Consider the following 985-nt stretch of genomic DNA (forward strand, 5'->3'; position numbering starts at 1 on the left):
CAGTAAACGGCGGCCGTAACTATAACGGTCCTAAGGTAGCGAAATTCCTTGTCGGGTAAGTTCCGACCCGCACGAAAGGTGCAACGACTTGGGCACTGTCTCAACGAGAGACCCGGTGAAATTATACTATGCGTGAAGATGCGCATTACCCGCGACAGGACGGAAAGACCCCGTGGAGCTTTACTGTAGCCTGATATTGAATGTTGGTACAGCTTGTACAGGATAGGTGGGAGCCTTCGAAGCGTGAGCGCTAGCTTACGTGGAGGCATCCGTGGGATACCACCCTGGCTGTACGAACCTTCTAACCCAGGACCGTAATCCGGTTCGGAGACAGTGTCAGGCGGGCAGTTTGACTGGGGCGGTCGCCTCCCAAAAGGTAACGGAGGCGCCCAAAGGTTCCCTCAGAATGGTTGGAAATCATTCGTAGAGTGTAAAGGCACAAGGGAGCTTGACTGCGAGACCTACAAGTCGAGCAGGGACGAAAGTCGGGCTTAGTGATCCGGTGGTTCCGCATGGAAGGGCCATCGCTCAACGGATAAAAGCTACCCCGGGGATAACAGGCTTATCTCCCCCAAGAGTTCACATCGACGGGGAGGTTTGGCACCTCGATGTCGGCTCATCGCATCCTGGGGCTGTAGTCGGTCCCAAGGGTTGGGCTGTTCGCCCATTAAAGCGGTACGCGAGCTGGGTTCAGAACGTCGTGAGACAGTTCGGTCCCTATCCGTCGTGGGCGTTGGAAGTTTGAGAGGAGCTGTCCTTAGTACGAGAGGACCGGGATGGACACACCGCTGGTGTACCAGTTGTTCCGCCAGGAGCATAGCTGGGTAGCTACGTGTGGCAGGGATAAGTGCTGAAAGCATCTAAGCATGAAGCCCCCCTCAAGATGAGACTTCCCATCACTTCGAGTGAGTAAGATCCCTCAGAGACGATGAGGTTGATAGGTCCGAGGTGGAAGCGTGGTGACACGTGGAGCTGACGGATACTA

1 rRNA gene is annotated in these 985 nt (G+C 55.3%); it reads left to right on the forward strand.

The features are described 5' to 3' along the window. Positions 1–985, forward strand: a 23S ribosomal RNA gene (locus K3T81_RS19370); the annotation flags it as partial.

This window comes from Oceanobacillus jordanicus (assembly GCF_022095695.1).
In the GTDB taxonomy this organism is placed as follows: Bacteria; Bacillota; Bacilli; order Bacillales; family Amphibacillaceae; genus Oceanobacillus_B; species Oceanobacillus_B jordanicus.